Origin of the sequence: Thermomonas sp. LB-4 (genome assembly GCF_036409385.1) — a bacterium.
Classification (GTDB): Bacteria; Pseudomonadota; Gammaproteobacteria; order Xanthomonadales; family Xanthomonadaceae; genus Thermomonas.
The window spans coordinates 1-14672 of record NZ_JAXOFT010000038.1 but is presented as its reverse complement, the minus strand read 5'-3'; the positions used below and the strand labels follow the sequence as shown (position 1 = coordinate 14672).

Sequence of the window (14672 nt, the reverse complement as noted above, 5' to 3'; positions counted from 1 at the left end):
AGGACCAGGCCTTTAGACTCTTAACCCAACCGTCCGTGGAAACGGGGTAGAACCCAAGACGTCGATATGAAAGCCGGGGTGATCCATGTACGTGCAGGAAAAGGTGGCAAGGACAGGACCACCATTTTGCCCACACGGCTCCAGCGGCCACTCCAGCGTCATTTGCTTCGCGTGGCGAGTAGACACCGCCAAGACGTTGCAAGAGGTGCAGGCTTCGCCCCGCTGCCCAATGCATTAGAACGAAAGTACCCCAGCGCTAGCCGGAGTCTGGCGTGGCAGTTCGTATTCCCATCTCGCGTCCAGCGGTACTGCCCGGGCAGTGGGCGGTGGCTCCGCTGGCATGCTTCCGAATCCGGCGTCCAGATTGCCTTCAAGACAGCCCTTCAGGAGGCGCGAGTCATTAAGCAGGCGTCAGTCCACACACTTCGCCACTCGTTCGCGACTCACCTTCTGGCTGAAGGGACTGATATCCGAACGATTCAGCTGTTATTGGGTCACCGCAACCTGAAGACAACGATGATCTACACGCATGTCGAGCAGGCTGCGCGCAAGACCACGAGTCCTTTGGACTACCTGGACTTCGAATGAAGGCGCCAAAGCGGACATCCGTTGGATGTCCGCTTTGGGTCGGATGCTGCGTTTCGGCACAAGAAAGGCCGCCCCCTTGGGGCGGCCTTTTTGCTGCGATCAATACGCAGACGTGGGCGACTACTTGGCGAATGCCGCGGGAAGCTTTCCGGCAACCAATGCTTCGTCATAAACACCCGGAACATACAAAGGCAGGTCGCCCAATGCGGCTGCGCCGGCCTGATAAGCAAGCATCAACTCTTGACCTTCCCTAGATACATCCAGTCCCAGGAACTCCTTGGCTTCCAGCTTGATGCCATCCGGCAGCGGCAGCGAGCCGCCGAAATAGATCGAACGCTTGATCGCACCCACGCTGGCCTTGGGGCGCTTGCCGAAGTGATCGGCGAGTTCGATGGCCTTACCGATAACATCGCTCTTTGGCACAACGGCATCCACCGCGCCGCACTCCAACGCTTGAGCAGCCGTGAATGGCTTGCCTTCTAGAATCGCGACGAGCGAACGATGCGTTCCAACGAGTCGCGTCAGGCGTTGACTACCCGCGCCGCCGGGCATGATGCCGAGCAGCACTTCCGGCTGCCCGATGAATGCCTCGGCATCCGCCATGACCCGCAGATCGCAGGCCCAGGCGAACTCGGCGCCCAGTCCAAGGGCGGATCCTTCCAGCGCCGCGACGAACACCACGCCGCTGCCCTTCGCCTATTCGCTGCTGTTGCACCGCACGGCGCTGGTGTTCTGCATCACCCTGCCGTTCGCGCTGGCCGGCTCGCTCGGCGGATGGACGCTGCTGCCGGTGCTGTTGATTGCCTACACCTTCTTCGGTCTGGATGCGCTGGGCCACCAGCTCGAGGATCCGTTCGCGCTGCAGCCGAACTCCCTGCCACTGCATGCGATGCAGCGCACCATCGAGCGTGAGATGCTGGCATCGCTCGGGGAAACTGAGCTACCGCCGCCGCTTGCGCCGCAAAAAGGGGTGCTGAACTGATGCTGCCGTGAGGCGAGAAAAGCATGGCTCAGTCGCATGAACTCGTCCGGCTCATGCATCCTCGGCTGCGCAGCAGAACCCGTGACGATACTTTCTACAGCGGTGCGCCTGCGCCTTCACCACCGAAACGCCGTTCCTCGGCTTCGCGGAACTGGGCCTCCGACTGTGGCTTCACGAACAACGCCACCACGGTCGGGAACGTCGCGCGCACGTCATGTTCGATCCCGGCCACGCAGTCCTCGATCTCACCGGTACACAAGGTGTCGTCGAACTCGATGCTCAACGCCACCAGCGACTGGTCTGGTGCCAGCTGCGCGGTCAACGCGCTGTTCACCACGCGCACGCCGGCATGCGCGGCGGCGATCCCGTGGATCGACTGCACCAAGGCCGGCGGGGCGCGTTCGCCGATCAGCAAGCTCTTGCTCTCGATCGCCAGCAGCACCGCAGTGATGGCCAGCACCAGGCCGATCAGGATCGAGGCGATGCCGTCGAACACCGGCATGCCGGTGAGCTGGGAGGCGAGGATGCCGCCAATGGCCAGGATGATGCCGATCAACGCCGCACTGTCCTCGAACAGCACCATGAAGGTGGGCGGATCCTTGCTCTGCCGAAACGCGATCCAGAACGGGGTACTGCCGCGCGCCTCTGCGAAACTGCGCCAAGCCACCCGCCACGACGCAGCCTCGAACAGGAATGACAGCCCCAACACGATGTAGCTGACGTAGGCGTGCTGAACCGGATGCGGATCCCGTACATGGTGCACGCCCTCGTACAGCGAAACGCCTGCGCCCAGACCGAATAACAGCAGGGCGACGATGAAGCTCCAGAAATACAGCTCGCGCCCGTAGCCGAATGGATGCAGCGCATTCGGCCGCTGCCGTGAACGCCGCATGCCGTACAGCAGCAGCACTTCGTTGCCGCTGTCCACCACCGAATGCACCGCCTCACTGAACATTGCAGAGCTGCCGGTCACCACAGCGGCGACCAGCTTGGTCGTCGCCACTGCAAGGTTGCCGGCCAGCGCGGCATGCACCACATGCCCGGCCTTGCGCTCGCCCTTCGCCGTCGTCGTGCCGTCCATTTGCGCCCCTCTGTGCCGGGTTGTCGCCATCATGCCGGTTTCCGTTAACCTTCCACGGACATGTTGCTCACCGCCATCATCCAGCACGACTTGTTCGATCCCGGCACGCCTGTCGGCGCGGCCTTCTACGCCGCGCTTGCCTTGGTCGTGGCCTCGATCGTCGCCGTGCTGATCCGTCGCCTCAGTCGCCGGTTGGAGAAGCGCCTGAGCGACGCCACTGTGTTGCGCTTCGTTACATTGTTCGCGCAGATGCTGGTCTACCTGGCCGCCCTTGTGCTGTATGCGCACATTGTGCCGGCGCTGCGAACCGTCGGCACCGCCTTGCTAGCGGGCGCTGGCGTGCTTTCGGTAGTGGCAGGCTTGGCCGCGCAGGACACGCTGGGAAACCTGATCGCCGGTTTCTCGCTGGTGCTGTCCGGCACGATCCACGAAGGTGACACCATCCGGCTGTACACCCCCGTCGGCCTTATCACCGCGCGCGTGCATGCCATTTCGCTGGGTTTCACCGTGCTCATGGACGACGACGACAACGAGGTCGTGGTGCCCAACAGCGTGATCATGACGAGCGCCATCCTGCGCGTGTCGCACCCTCCTTCGCCCCCATCGCCATGACCGACAGCCCTGTCCCGCAAGCCGTTGCCAGCCCACTGACCCGCGCGGCGATCTTCCTCGTCCTCACGGTGAAACCCGATGCCGTCAGCGAAGCTGCGGTGCGCGCCTTCCTGCCGGACCTATCCGGCTTCGTGCGCTCGGTCTGCTTCCGCGACCCCGAGCGCAGCCTGTCCTGCGTGCTCGGTATCGGCGCGACGGCATGGGACCGGCTCACCGGGCTGCCGCGCCCACCCGGTCTGCACCCCTTCGTGGAGCTGCAGGCGGGCACGCGCCACGCGGTTTCCACGCCCGGCGACCTGCTGCTGCACATCCGCGCCGACCATATCGACCTGTGCTTCGAACTGGCCCGGCAAATCCGCGCGCGCCTAGGCGATGCGGTCGCCGTGGTCGACGAGGTCCACGGCTTCCGTTACTTCGACGCGCGTGATCTTCTTGGCTTCGTCGACGGTACCGAGAATCCGTCCGGCAACAAGGCGGAACAGGCCGTGCTGGTCGGCGATGAAGACCGCGCACGCGCCGGATCGAGTTACGTGATCGTGCAGAAATACCTGCACGACCTGGCCAAGTGGGAAGCGATCCCGGTCGAAGTGCAGGAGAAGATCATCGGCCGCCGCAAGCTGGACGACATCGAATTCCCGGACTCCGCCAAGGCCAGCTACGCGCACAACGTGCTGACCAGCATCCAGGACGAGGACGGCCGCGACCTGAAGATCTTGCGCGACAACATGCCGTTCGGCCGCATCGACGGCGATGAATTCGGCACTTACTTCATCGGCTACGCACGCGCACCGTCCACCATCGAGCGGATGCTACGCAACATGTTCATCGGCCTGCCCGAAGGCAACTATGACCGTCTGCTGGACGTCAGCCACCCGGTCACGGGCAATCTGTTCTTCGTGCCAACCGCGACTTTCCTGGACGATTTCCCGATGCCGGCGGGCGCCGGCGACGCAAGCAGGGAGGCCAGCGCGCCATGAGCGATCCCTATGCCGTGCTGGGTGTCTCCCGCGACGCCGGCCCCGACGAGATCAAGCAGGCCTATCGCCGACTCGCTCGCAAGCTGCATCCCGATCTCAATCCGGGCGACAAGTCCGGCGAGGAGCGCTTCAAGGACGTCAACAACGCCTACCAGTTGCTGGGCGACCCGGAAAAGCGCAAGCGCTTCGACGCCGGTGAGATCGACGAGACCGGCGCCGAGCGCCCGCGCCAGCAGTACTACCGCGACTACGCCGGCTCGCCGCAGGCTGAGCGCTATGCCAGCGATGCCGGCTACGCGGACTTCGACGACGGCGAGGATCCCTTCGCCGACCTGCTGCGCCAGGCGGCGCATGCGCGCGCCAACCGCCGGGGGCAGGACCTGCACTACCGCCTGCCGGTCACGCTGGCAGATGCGATCGAAGGCGGCACGCGACGGCTGACGTTGCCGACGGGTGGCACGCTGGACGTGGCCATCCCGGCGGGCGTGGTGGACGGCCAGGTATTGCGCTTGCGCGGCAAGGGCGCGCCCGGCGTCGGCGAAGGTGGCCCGGGCGATGCCCTGATCGAGATCGAGGTGCTGCCGGATCCGCGCTTCCAGCGCTACGGGGACGACATCGCCCTGGAATTGCCGGTGTCGCTGCACGAGGCCGTGCTCGGCGGCCGCATCCGCGTACCGACACCCACCGGCGCGGTGGAGATGGGCGTGCCTGCGGGCTCGAATAGCGGCACCACGCTGCGGCTGCGCGGCAAGGGTGCGCCGCGTCGCGGCGGCGGCCGTGGCGACCAGCTGGTCCGACTCAAGATCGTCCTGCCCAAGGAGCCCGACCCCGAACTCGAACGCTTCATTTCGGAATGGGAGGCCGGCAAGGCCTTTGACCCGCGCGCGGAGGCCACGCCATGAAGACCATCGACCTGCAGGCATTCCTGCTGGATTCGCGCATCGAGCGTGTGGTGCTGGAGCGCTGGATCGCGCGTCGCTGGGTCCTATCTATCGACGACGATGGACAACCCGTCCTGACCGATGCCGACGCGGCGCGCGCATGCTTCATCCGTGACCTCACCCGTGACTTCGGCGTCAACGACGAGGGCATCGACTTGGTACTGCACCTCGTGGACCAACTGCATGGCTTGCGCAGGATGCTGGCCGATGTGCGCGTGCAACTGGATACCGTCTCGCCGGGGCAGCGCGATTCGACCGACTGACGCCACCTAGCTGCTTGAATCAAATTGGCGAGTTGCTAGGCAGAAACCGAATCTCCTCACGCTCGCGTCATGATTTCTGGAAATAGCGGCTGGACCGAGAGCCAGCGTGGGGTGTCCGCTTTGGGTCGGTTGATGCCAAAAGGCGAATCACCAATGCCAAGCAGTGGGATTGGTGTCAGCGCTTCGTCAACCACGCTTGGGTTAGCACGCGTGTCTCCGGAAGCGAGTTTGCTTCGGTGCGGATCTCCCTCGGTTATGGTACGTAGGCGACTGACGACGACTCCTGTCTGACGCATGGCTTCCGATCGCAATACGCAATGGGCCGAAGTGAACGCCCTGTTCGACCGCTTGCTCGACCTGCTGCCGGACCAGCGCGAGGCACAGCTGCATGCAACCGGCGTGGATCGCGACGTGGCCATGCAGGTGCGGGCGATGCTCGCGGCACTGGATGTAGAGCCCGCGTTCCTTGAACCGTCCATAGCGCCGGCGCCACCTACCGAGCCCGGCTCGCTCCCTGCCGGCACCCGCATCGGCGCCTTCGTGGTGGACCGTCTGGTCGGGCGCGGCGGCATGGGCGAGGTCTACCTGGCCCACCGCGAGGACGCCGGTTTTGCCCAGCATGTCGCGTTGAAACTGGTGCGGGTGGAAGCTGCCGCACGCTTGCCACAGTTCGAGAACGAACGCCGGATCCTGGCGGGTCTGGAGCATCCCGGCATCGCCCGGCTGGTCGATGGCGGCGTGGCGCCCGACGGCCGCCCTTACATGGCGATGGAGTTCGTTGAGGGCCAGGACATCCTCGCATTCGCGCAGGCGCATCGACTGGATGCGGAGGCGCGGCTGCGCCTGTTCGGCCAGGTGTGCGAAGCAGTGGACTTCGCACATCGCCGGCTGGTGGTACACCGCGACCTCAAGCCCGCCAACATCCTGGTGGATGGCGAAGGCCGCGTGCGCCTGCTCGATTTCGGCATCGCCCATTTGCTGGGCGACGACGACAGTGCGCAGACCCAGGCCCTGCTGACGCCTGACTACGCGGCGCCGGAACAACTGGAAGGCGGCACGATCACCACAGCCACCGACGTCCATGCGTTGGGCGTGGTGCTGTACGAATTGCTGGTGGGCCAGCGCCCCTGGACACTGGCCGGGCTGCCGTTGCCGGCCAGCCTGAAACGCCGGCTGGAAGCGGACCCGGCGCCGCCCAGCGCGCGCGCCGCCGACGCGGGGCCGGTGCCGAAGTCGCGGTTGCAGGGCGACCTGGATGCGATCGTGCTGAAGGCATTGCGGCGCGAACCCGAACAGCGCTACACGGGTGCGGCGCAACTGTGGGAGGACATCGCTCGCCACCTGCGCCGTGAGCCGGTGCAGGCGCGTGGCGATGCGCGCGGCTATCGCTTTCGCCGCTTCATGGCCAGACATCGCTGGGGTGTCGCCGCAGGCGTGGTGGTGTTCGCGGCGCTGGCAATCGGTCTGGCCGGGATGGCGTGGCAGGCGCGCAAGACCGCGCTGGAGCGCGACCAGGTGTTGCAGGAAATGGCACGCACCGAGGCAGTCAAGAATTCGCTGCTCCTGATGTTCCGCACCGCCGGCGAAGGCGCCAGCGGCGACGACACCACCGCCAAGCAGGTGCTGGACCAGAGCGCGCAACGGCTGGCCGACCAGTACCGCGACCAGCCGGAGACGCGCGGCGAACTGGTTGAGACGCTTGGCTCGCTGTACCTGTACATGAACGACTACGACGGCGCGGTGCCGCTGCTGCGCGGCTACCTGGACGACAAGGCCAGCGGCGCCAGCGCGGGCAAGCGCGCCGACATCGGCGTGCTGCTGGCCGAGGCCGAACTGCGGCGCGGCGATGCGGTGGCCGCACGCAAGCGCCTCGACGCCGCGCAGGCGTTCTGGAACGCGGACCCCGAACGCTATCGCAAGCCTTTGATCGGCAGCCGCCAACTGCAGGCGCAGGTCGAAAAGGAGGAGAGCGGCCTTCCCGCCTCCATCCGTACCCTGCAGCAGGCGCTGCTGGAACACGACGCCTACTTCGGTCGAAACAACATCGAGACCGCCAACATCCTCAACAGCCTCGGCATCGCCTACCAGGCCAACGGCGACATCGACAAGGCGGACGCGGCCTTCCGCGACAGCTGGGCAGTGCACGAAGCGCTGGGCAACGAACGCAGCGCCGCCGCGTTGCTGACCTTGGGCAACTGGGCGACCGTGGCCTACCGCAAGCAGGACCTCAAGCGCGCCGAGGAACTGCTGGCCCATGCCAGCACGCTGCGGCGCGAGCTGTATGGCCCGTCGGCGGCGCTGGCGGCGATGCAGGGCAACCTGGGCAAGATCGTGCTGCGCGCCGGTCGTCCGCGCGATGCCCTGACGCAACTCGAACCGGTATTGGCGATGGCGCGCCAGTACACCGGCGAGCACAGCCCGCTGACCGTGGCGATCCTGCAATCGCAGGTGGAGGCGAAGATCGCGCTGCGCGACCTGCCTGCGGCGGAGACATTGCTGGTGCAGGCCAAGGACGCCGCGCGCGCGAACTCCGGCGAAACCCAGGTGCTGTTCGCGATCTGCATGGGGCTGGAAGCGCGTCTGCGGCATGCACAGGGCCGCGATGCCGAAGCCGGCCAATTGGCCGATCGCATGGCCGGCATCCTCCATGCATTGGGTGAAGCCGGCGCACCCTACGCATCGGAAGTGCAGCGCCTGCGCGGCGAACTCGCAGGTGCGGCTGGCTAGGCGTTCTCCGGCGACAGCTCGACGTACAGCCAGGCCTTGGCCTTGAGCCAGTCGCGGCGCACCGTACGCTCGGCGATGCCCAACACCTCGGCGGTCTCGGCCTCGCTGTAGCCGGCGAAGAAGCGGCACTCCACCACCTGCGCCAGCCGCGGCTCCAGGTCCTGCAAGCGACGCAGGGCCTCGTCGACATGCAGCAGTTCCTCGTCGGATCCCGCCGGCATGCGCTCGGCGATCGACAGGGTGAGGTCGGCCAGGCCGCCGCCGCGCTTGGCCGCATAGCGCTCGCGCGCCGCATCCACAAGCACCTGGCGCATGGCGATCGCCGCGGCGCGCAGGAAATGGCTGCGGTCCTGCCAGGCCTGCACCTTGTGCAACTTCAGCCAGGTCTCGCTGATCAACGCCGTGGTCTGCAGGGTCTGCGCATTGCCCAGCCGCCAACGTTCGCGACTGGCGACATCGCGCAGCTCGGCATACAGCGCCTGCACCAGGTCGTCGCTGGCGGGGAGGGACGACGTGGCGGGATCGGGCGATGACATGCGGGCAGTGTCACCGATCCGGGGGTTGGGCGGAACGATTTCGATCGAGCATGGCCGGATTTCCCGCCGCTTCCCGATAGGACTGCCCATGCCGCCTTTCGCGGCGCCATGGACCTGCCGATGAAGCCCATCGCGAAACTCACCTGTTGCCTTGCCCTGTGGTTGCCGATGCTGGCCGCCAGCGCCTGCGAAACTGGCCAAACCAGCCGCGTGCTCGACGGCAAGGCGCGCTGCGTGGCCGCCGCCAAGCCGACACCGCCTGCACCCGCCGTGCGCATCCCGCTGCTGCGGGGATTGGCGACCACGACCGCGGTCAGCGGACCGAAGGGCGACGAGGAACAGGTGGCCACGATTGTCTCGGCCGATGCCGAGCGCATCGCGCTGTCGGTGGATTTCCGCAGCCCTGGCAAGGTGGGCATCGTCTCCCGCACACGGCAGATGCGGCGCGCCGATCTCGCCAGCAGCAACCGCCTGAACCACGTGTTCCAGACCGGCGATGCCGACAGCTTCCCCGGCAGCACGATGTCGCGCTTGTCGAGCGCATCACTGGCCGCGTTGAAGCGCGATGGCCAGATTCCTCTGGTGGTGGGCACCGTGGCCGACCGCGGCAAGGCGGGGCAGGACCTGCTGGGCCTCGTGCCTGCGGGCCGCAAGTATTTCCGCGGTGTGCTGACGCGCGTGCCGAACGCGCCGGCGACATTGACCGTGCGGGTGAACGGCAAACCGGCGGCGCTGCCGATCGTGCGCGGCAAGGGCCGTTTCAGCGTCGGCGCCGACAGCATCGAACTCGAACTCGACGTGCTGGACGATGCCGCCAACCCGATGGTCCTGCGCATGCGCCAGGACCGTGCGCAGGGGCAGACAGTGCGCATCGACTACCCGTCGCCAAAACCGCAGGCCAGCGTGCTGGAAACCGCGCTGGCCACCAGCTGCCGCGCCGAGTTGAACGGCATCTATTTCGACTTTGGTCAGGCCACCTTGCTGCCCGCGTCCAAGCCGGCACTGGATGCGGCGGCGCAGCTGATGCGCGCCAAGCCGGGCTGGACCCTGCGCATCGAAGGCCATACCGACAGCATCGGCAACGCCGCCGCCAACCAGTTCCTGTCGCAACAGCGCGCCGACGCAGTGCGCAGCGCGCTCATCACGCAATACACGCTGCCGGCCGCACGCATGACCGCCAGCGGCTTCGGCGCGTCCCACCCGGTCGCCAGCAACGCCACCCTCGAGGGACGCGCGGCCAACCGCCGCGTGGAACTCGCCCGCACCTGTCCCTGACCCGCGAGCCACGCCATGCACACGCGTTTCCTGCACGTCACCCTGCTCGCCGCGAGCCTCGCGGCCCTGTCTGGCTGCGGCCAGCACGACAAGACCACCACGACCGGCGATGCCACGCCCGCGCCCGCCGACGGCATGGCCGATTCCGCCACCACCGCCGCCGCCGATCTCGCCGCCGGCGCGCCCGATCCGCATGATCCCTGCGGGCTGATTACCCAGGCCGAGGCCGAAGCCTTCCTCGGCGGGCCGCTGGCCGGGCCACCCTACCTGTCCGGCAATCCGATCGGCGACCGCGCCGAAGTCCCGGACGCGGACGGTTCGGTGTGCTGGTACAGCACCGCCGACAACCGCAATTTCACCGTCACCGCCGAATGGGAACAGGGCGGCACGATTTCCGCCGGCGTTGCCGCGCACGCGGACAAGGCAGAAGCCGCGACCAAGGGCCTGCTGAAACTCAAGGACGGCACCGAGCTCACCGGCGACTGGGACGAGGCCAGGCTCAACGGCTGCTGCGATTTCAGTGCGCTGCAGGGCGACAGCTTGGTCGAGATCGACTTCGGCGGCAGCATGGCCAGCACCGAACAGGCCGCCGAACTGGCCGACAAGGCGCTGGCGCGATTGCCCGCGCCATTGTCCGTGGATGGACGCGCCGGCGTCGCCGCTGCGCAAAAGCGCCTGGATGCGCGTTACGCCTCGGATGATCCCTGCGCGCTGTGGAGTGCGGAAGACATCACCCGCCTGCTGGGTGCACCCAGCGGCCCGCCGGAGCGCAGCGGCAACGAATGCACCTGGAGCTTCCGCAACAAACAGGGCCGCAACGCGATGTTCGTGGCCACGGTGAATCCGTTGAACGGCTATCGCATGTTCCGCGCCCAGAACGCGACCTTCGCCGGCTTCGCGAAGGGCATCAACGCGATGGGTGCGGCGGAAGGCGTGCAATTGCGCGCCAGCCAGGGCGTGGAAGGCCCGTGGGAGGCCGCGGTCAACGGTCCCATCCAGTTCAACTCGGTGCGCAAGGATGCCTCGATCGCGCTGCGCCAGTCGGGCATGAGCGAGGACGACATCCGCGCCCTGCTCGGCCATGCTTACGACCGCATCGAAGCGGGGGCCGCGCGATGAAAGCTTCGCCGAATTACATCGCCACGCTGCTGTGCGCGACCGTGCTCGCCATCGGCATCGCCGGGCCGGCATTCGCCGACGATCCGGTGCGCACGATCTACGACATCGAACTGCAACCGGATGCGCGCATCCACGGCGGCAAGTCGGCCTTCCTGCAAGGCACCGCCACCCCGTACGGGCACCAGTTCCAGGTGCAGGGCACCGAGCTCGACCAACCGATCGCGGTGGGCCTGTACACCAAGGACCCCTCGCATCCGCTGAAGCTGCGGGTGGTCAAGGACAGCTTCAAGGAGCCCGTGCGCGAGGAGCAGACCGATGCCGATGGCCGCATCGACCTGCACTTCCGCACTTACGATGGCTTCAAGTTGTGGGTCGCCGCCGAACAACCCACCGACTACCAGCTGGTGGTCTGGGTCGGCGACGAGATGCCGTCCGCCGCCCCGCCGCCGCCCGCGGTGGTGCCGGCCAGCGAATACGTCGAACCGCTGGCATCCGCGAAGGTGCCCACCGCCGGCACGGGTGGCGGCTGGTCGAAACGCGAAATGGGCATGGCCGCGATCCTGGGCCTGGTGCTGTTGATCGGCGGCGGGATGCTGTTCCTGCGCCGCAAACCTGTTGGAGGTCGCTGATGAATCGCCCGATGTTCCGTCTTGTCGCGCTGGCCGTCTTGCTGGCGCTATCCGTCCCGTCGATGGCGACCGAACCGTTCCAACCGCTTCCGGATCTTGAGGCATTGCCGGACCTGGACAACGCGCCGCCACGCAAGCTGCACGCCGACCAGCCCAGCTGGGGCCAGCCGGTGGACGCGAATGGAAATGTCGGCGGCGCCAATACCGGCAAATCCGATGGAAATTTCAACGGCACCGCCAGCAGCACCGACAACGGCGGCTATGCCACCAACAACACAGGCGGCAACACCAATGGCAGCGCCAGCAGTAACAACAACGGTGGCTACGCCAGCAATAACACCGGCGGCAACAACAACGGCAGCGCCAGCAGCAACGACAACGGCGGCTATGCCAGCAACAACACAGGCGGCAACACCAATGGCAGCGCCAGCAGCAACAACACCGGCGGTGGCAACACCAATGGCAGCGAGAACAACAGCGCGAACAGCGGCGGCATGAACAGCGCCGGCAAAGGCGGTCTCAACAGCGGCCTGAACAGCAGCCACGGCAGCGGCCTGAACAGCGACGCCTATCCGCCATTGACCAAGGTCGATGCCGCGATGCAGCCGAACTACGCGCCGCCGGGGATGCCGCAGATGCCGTCGAAATGCGCGGAAGACAAGTCCTGCAGGCCTTGCTTCGAGGACGCCAACGCCAACCTGGACATCCGTCGCCGCAACCTGGAGAAGGTGCGCGGGATCTACACCTACACTCATCGCTTCGCGCAGGAAGGCAAGGACTTGATGAACGGCGTCGGCGGGCTCGCCGGCGGGGCGCCGGCGGTGGAAGCCGCGGTGCAATCGCGTTCCGTCGACCAGTCGCTGGACGCGTTCGACGACACCGTGCGCGCCAAGAACGCGGAGCTGCTCGGCAAGCTGAAGGACGACCTGCACGAACTGGCCGCCTGCGAAGCCAAGTACTACGGCAACAACGAGTGGTACCCGCGCTATGGCGAGCTGTACTACCAGTTCATGCAGGCGCGCTACTCGCTCTAAAGCGCAGGATTCCGGAGGAAACACGATGAACAGGTCCATCCTTGTGCTGGCCATGCTGCTGTCGCTGGTGGTTGCCGCCTGCCGGAAGCCGGAGGCATCGGTTGCCGCCACGCCCGCCCAGACCGCACCGGCATCCACCACGGCGGCTACGCCGATCCCCGATGCGCCTGCGGGCACCGCCGCGCCACAACCGCCACCGCAGGACCTACTCGCCTTCGCCGCCGGCACGCAGATCGTCGCCAAGCCGCAGGACAACCAGGGCCTGTTCCAGATGGACAGCGACCCGATCAACCTGATCGACGAAGCCGCATCCACCGACTGGACCGCCATCGCCAAACCCGTCCCGGTGGTGGTGTTCGAGTTGCCGGAGCGCACCGAGGTCGAGCGGCTGGTGTTCGACAGCGCCGGCCTGAACCGCGACGAGAAATCGCCGAAGTCGGTGAAGGTGGAACTGTCCGATGCCGGCATCGACAGCGGCTACACAACCATTCTGGAAACGCAGTTGGAGAAAGCCCGCAACGACCAGTCGTTCGCGGTGGCGGAAAAGACGGCCGGGCGCTGGCTGCGCCTGAGCGTGGCGAGCAATTACGGCGACGACTACGTCGGCATGACCGGCCTGCACGCGTACGGGAAGCAACTGACGCAGGACGCCGCGCTCGCTGATGTGAGCGGCACCTACGACGGCTGGAACGGCTGGGGCAAGGTCCGGCTGAAACAGGAAGGCACCCGCGTCACCGGCTGCTACGAATACCGCGATGGCGTGATCGCCGGCGGCATCGAGGGCCGCCTGCTGAAGGCCACGATGCAGGAAACCGACGACGATGACACGCAAACGAAGCAACTCGGCCTGTTCTCGTTCAGCCAGGATGGATCGCTGGTGATGGGCCTGGCGCGTGCGGCAGACGCGGAGCCGGGCGCCGGTTTTTCCACCTTCTATACCGGCAAGAAGCTGGGCAACGACATCGGCGATTGCCCGCGCATCCCGGGCTGGAAGGGCAATGCCGCGCAATCGCAGATCGGCGCCGAACTGGAAAGCAACGGACGCGCGCGGCTGGACGGGATCAACTTCGATTTCTCCTCCGCGCGGCTGCGGCCGGAGTCCGAACCGCTACTCACGCAGGTCGCCTCGATGCTCAACGAACATCCCGATTGGACGCTGACGCTGGAAGGCCATACCGACAAGGTCGGCGGCGCGGCCTACAACCAGCGCCTGTCCGAGCAGCGTGCGGCGGCGGTGGTCGCCTACCTGGTCGCGCAGGGCGTGGACGCGAAGCGACTGGATTCGGTCGGCTTCGGCATGGACAAGCCGGTTGCCTCCAACGACAGCGAGGCCGGCCGCGCGCAGAATCGGCGGGTGGAGATCGTCCGCAAATGAACGCCACCTTGAAAACGATCGTTGCGATGTTGGTGTTGTTCCCGTTGCTCGTTATTGCTCAGGCCTGGCACGCGCCGCGACCCGGCAGCGCCGAACGGGCGCAGGTGATGACGGCCTTGCGCCGCGAACTCGCGACTTTCGATTCGGATGCGATGAAGCTTCGTTTCGTGGTGCGCGAGTTGTGCGTCTCGGGTACGACCGGCTGGATCGCCGCCGATCCGCAATCGGCGGATGGCCGCAACCAATACGAGCCGGTGAGCGCGTCGCTGCGCATGTGGCGCGGGCGCTGGGTGGTGGAGACGCTCGCCTGTTCCGAGGAGGAATGCCCCGCCGGCACCACACCGCACGAAATCAGGAAGACGATTCATCCTGCATGCAGGTGATCGGTTCCACATCGAAAAAGGTTGAGCGCATTGTTCGAACCCGGGTCAGTCTAAGCACAACCGCTTTTTTGATTGCACAAGCGTCCGCTTTGGGTCGAGGCTGTGTGAAAACCCCGCCTCCACTGGCATGATCTGAGTACCGGTTGATGG

Annotated in this window: 15 protein-coding genes; 12 read left to right on the top strand and 3 right to left on the bottom strand. The window is 66.3% G+C overall.

Annotated elements, in window-relative coordinates:
- Positions 1-708: 708 nt before the first annotated feature.
- The gene (locus SPK54_RS13165; protein WP_330948340.1) at positions 709-1269 is read right to left on the bottom strand and encodes an enoyl-CoA hydratase/isomerase family protein; all 561 of its coding nucleotides are present in this window, start codon (positions 1267-1269) and stop codon (positions 709-711) included.
- 28 nt (positions 1270-1297) lie between these two features.
- Here SPK54_RS13165 and SPK54_RS13160 point away from each other — a divergent pair, with 28 nt between their 5' ends.
- Positions 1298-1570, top strand: a complete 273-nt coding sequence (locus SPK54_RS13160) for a bestrophin family ion channel (protein WP_330948339.1) — start codon at positions 1298-1300, stop codon at positions 1568-1570.
- Positions 1571-1664: 94 nt separating this feature from the next.
- Here the strand turns inward: SPK54_RS13160 and SPK54_RS13155 are convergent, their stop codons facing one another.
- Positions 1665-2651: a cation diffusion facilitator family transporter gene (locus SPK54_RS13155; RefSeq protein WP_330948338.1), complete on the bottom strand. Its 987-nt coding sequence runs from the start codon at positions 2649-2651 to the stop codon at positions 1665-1667.
- Positions 2652-2711: 60 nt separating this feature from the next.
- On the opposite strand from SPK54_RS13155, the gene SPK54_RS13150 reads away from it, so the two are divergent.
- The 5 genes from SPK54_RS13150 (at position 2712) to SPK54_RS13130 (ending at position 8171) form a co-directional block, all read left to right on the top strand.
- Positions 2712-3263, top strand: coding sequence for a mechanosensitive ion channel domain-containing protein (locus tag SPK54_RS13150; protein ID WP_330948337.1), 552 nt, complete (start codon positions 2712-2714; stop codon positions 3261-3263).
- Positions 3260-4240, top strand: a complete 981-nt coding sequence (locus SPK54_RS13145) for a Dyp-type peroxidase (RefSeq protein ID WP_330948336.1) — start codon at positions 3260-3262, stop codon at positions 4238-4240. Before SPK54_RS13150 ends, SPK54_RS13145 begins: the two co-directional genes overlap by 4 nt.
- Entirely contained in the window at positions 4237-5142 is a 906-nt protein-coding gene (locus SPK54_RS13140; RefSeq protein WP_330948335.1) for a DnaJ C-terminal domain-containing protein, read from the top strand. The genes SPK54_RS13145 and SPK54_RS13140 overlap by 4 nt, the downstream gene beginning before the upstream one ends.
- A complete protein-coding gene (locus tag SPK54_RS13135; RefSeq protein WP_330948334.1) occupies positions 5139-5444 on the top strand; it encodes a hypothetical protein in 306 nt (101 codons plus the stop codon). Before SPK54_RS13140 ends, SPK54_RS13135 begins: the two co-directional genes overlap by 4 nt.
- Before the next feature lie 294 nt (positions 5445-5738).
- Positions 5739-8171, top strand: coding sequence for a serine/threonine-protein kinase (locus SPK54_RS13130; RefSeq protein WP_330948333.1), 2433 nt, complete (start codon positions 5739-5741; stop codon positions 8169-8171).
- On the opposite strand, the gene SPK54_RS13125 is transcribed toward SPK54_RS13130, so the two are convergent.
- Positions 8168-8707 (bottom strand): ECF-type sigma factor, encoded by a 540-nt coding sequence (locus tag SPK54_RS13125; RefSeq protein WP_330948332.1) that lies wholly within the window; start codon positions 8705-8707, stop codon positions 8168-8170. The two genes, SPK54_RS13130 and SPK54_RS13125, sit on opposite strands and share 4 nt — an antisense overlap.
- A gap of 120 nt (positions 8708-8827) precedes the next feature.
- Between SPK54_RS13125 and SPK54_RS13120 the strand changes: the two genes are divergently transcribed.
- Genes SPK54_RS13120 through SPK54_RS13095 form a run of 6 tightly spaced genes read left to right on the top strand, consistent with a single transcriptional unit; the run spans position 8828 to position 14522 of the window.
- Entirely contained in the window at positions 8828-9982 is a 1155-nt protein-coding gene (locus SPK54_RS13120; RefSeq protein ID WP_330948331.1) for an OmpA family protein, read from the top strand.
- A gap of 15 nt (positions 9983-9997) precedes the next feature.
- Entirely contained in the window at positions 9998-11101 is a 1104-nt protein-coding gene (locus SPK54_RS13115) for a hypothetical protein (RefSeq protein ID WP_330948330.1), read from the top strand.
- Entirely contained in the window at positions 11098-11730 is a 633-nt protein-coding gene (locus SPK54_RS13110) for a hypothetical protein (protein WP_330948329.1), read from the top strand. The genes SPK54_RS13115 and SPK54_RS13110 overlap by 4 nt, the downstream gene beginning before the upstream one ends.
- Before the next feature lie 11 nt (positions 11731-11741).
- Positions 11742-12764 (top strand): hypothetical protein, encoded by a 1023-nt coding sequence (locus SPK54_RS13105; RefSeq protein ID WP_330948328.1) that lies wholly within the window; start codon positions 11742-11744, stop codon positions 12762-12764.
- 25 nt (positions 12765-12789) lie between these two features.
- Positions 12790-14139 (top strand): OmpA family protein, encoded by a 1350-nt coding sequence (locus tag SPK54_RS13100; protein WP_330948327.1) that lies wholly within the window; start codon positions 12790-12792, stop codon positions 14137-14139.
- On the top strand, positions 14136-14522 hold the full coding sequence (locus SPK54_RS13095; protein WP_330948326.1) for a hypothetical protein: 387 nt from the start codon (positions 14136-14138) through the stop codon (positions 14520-14522). Before SPK54_RS13100 ends, SPK54_RS13095 begins: the two co-directional genes overlap by 4 nt.
- Positions 14523-14672 lie beyond the last annotated feature (150 nt).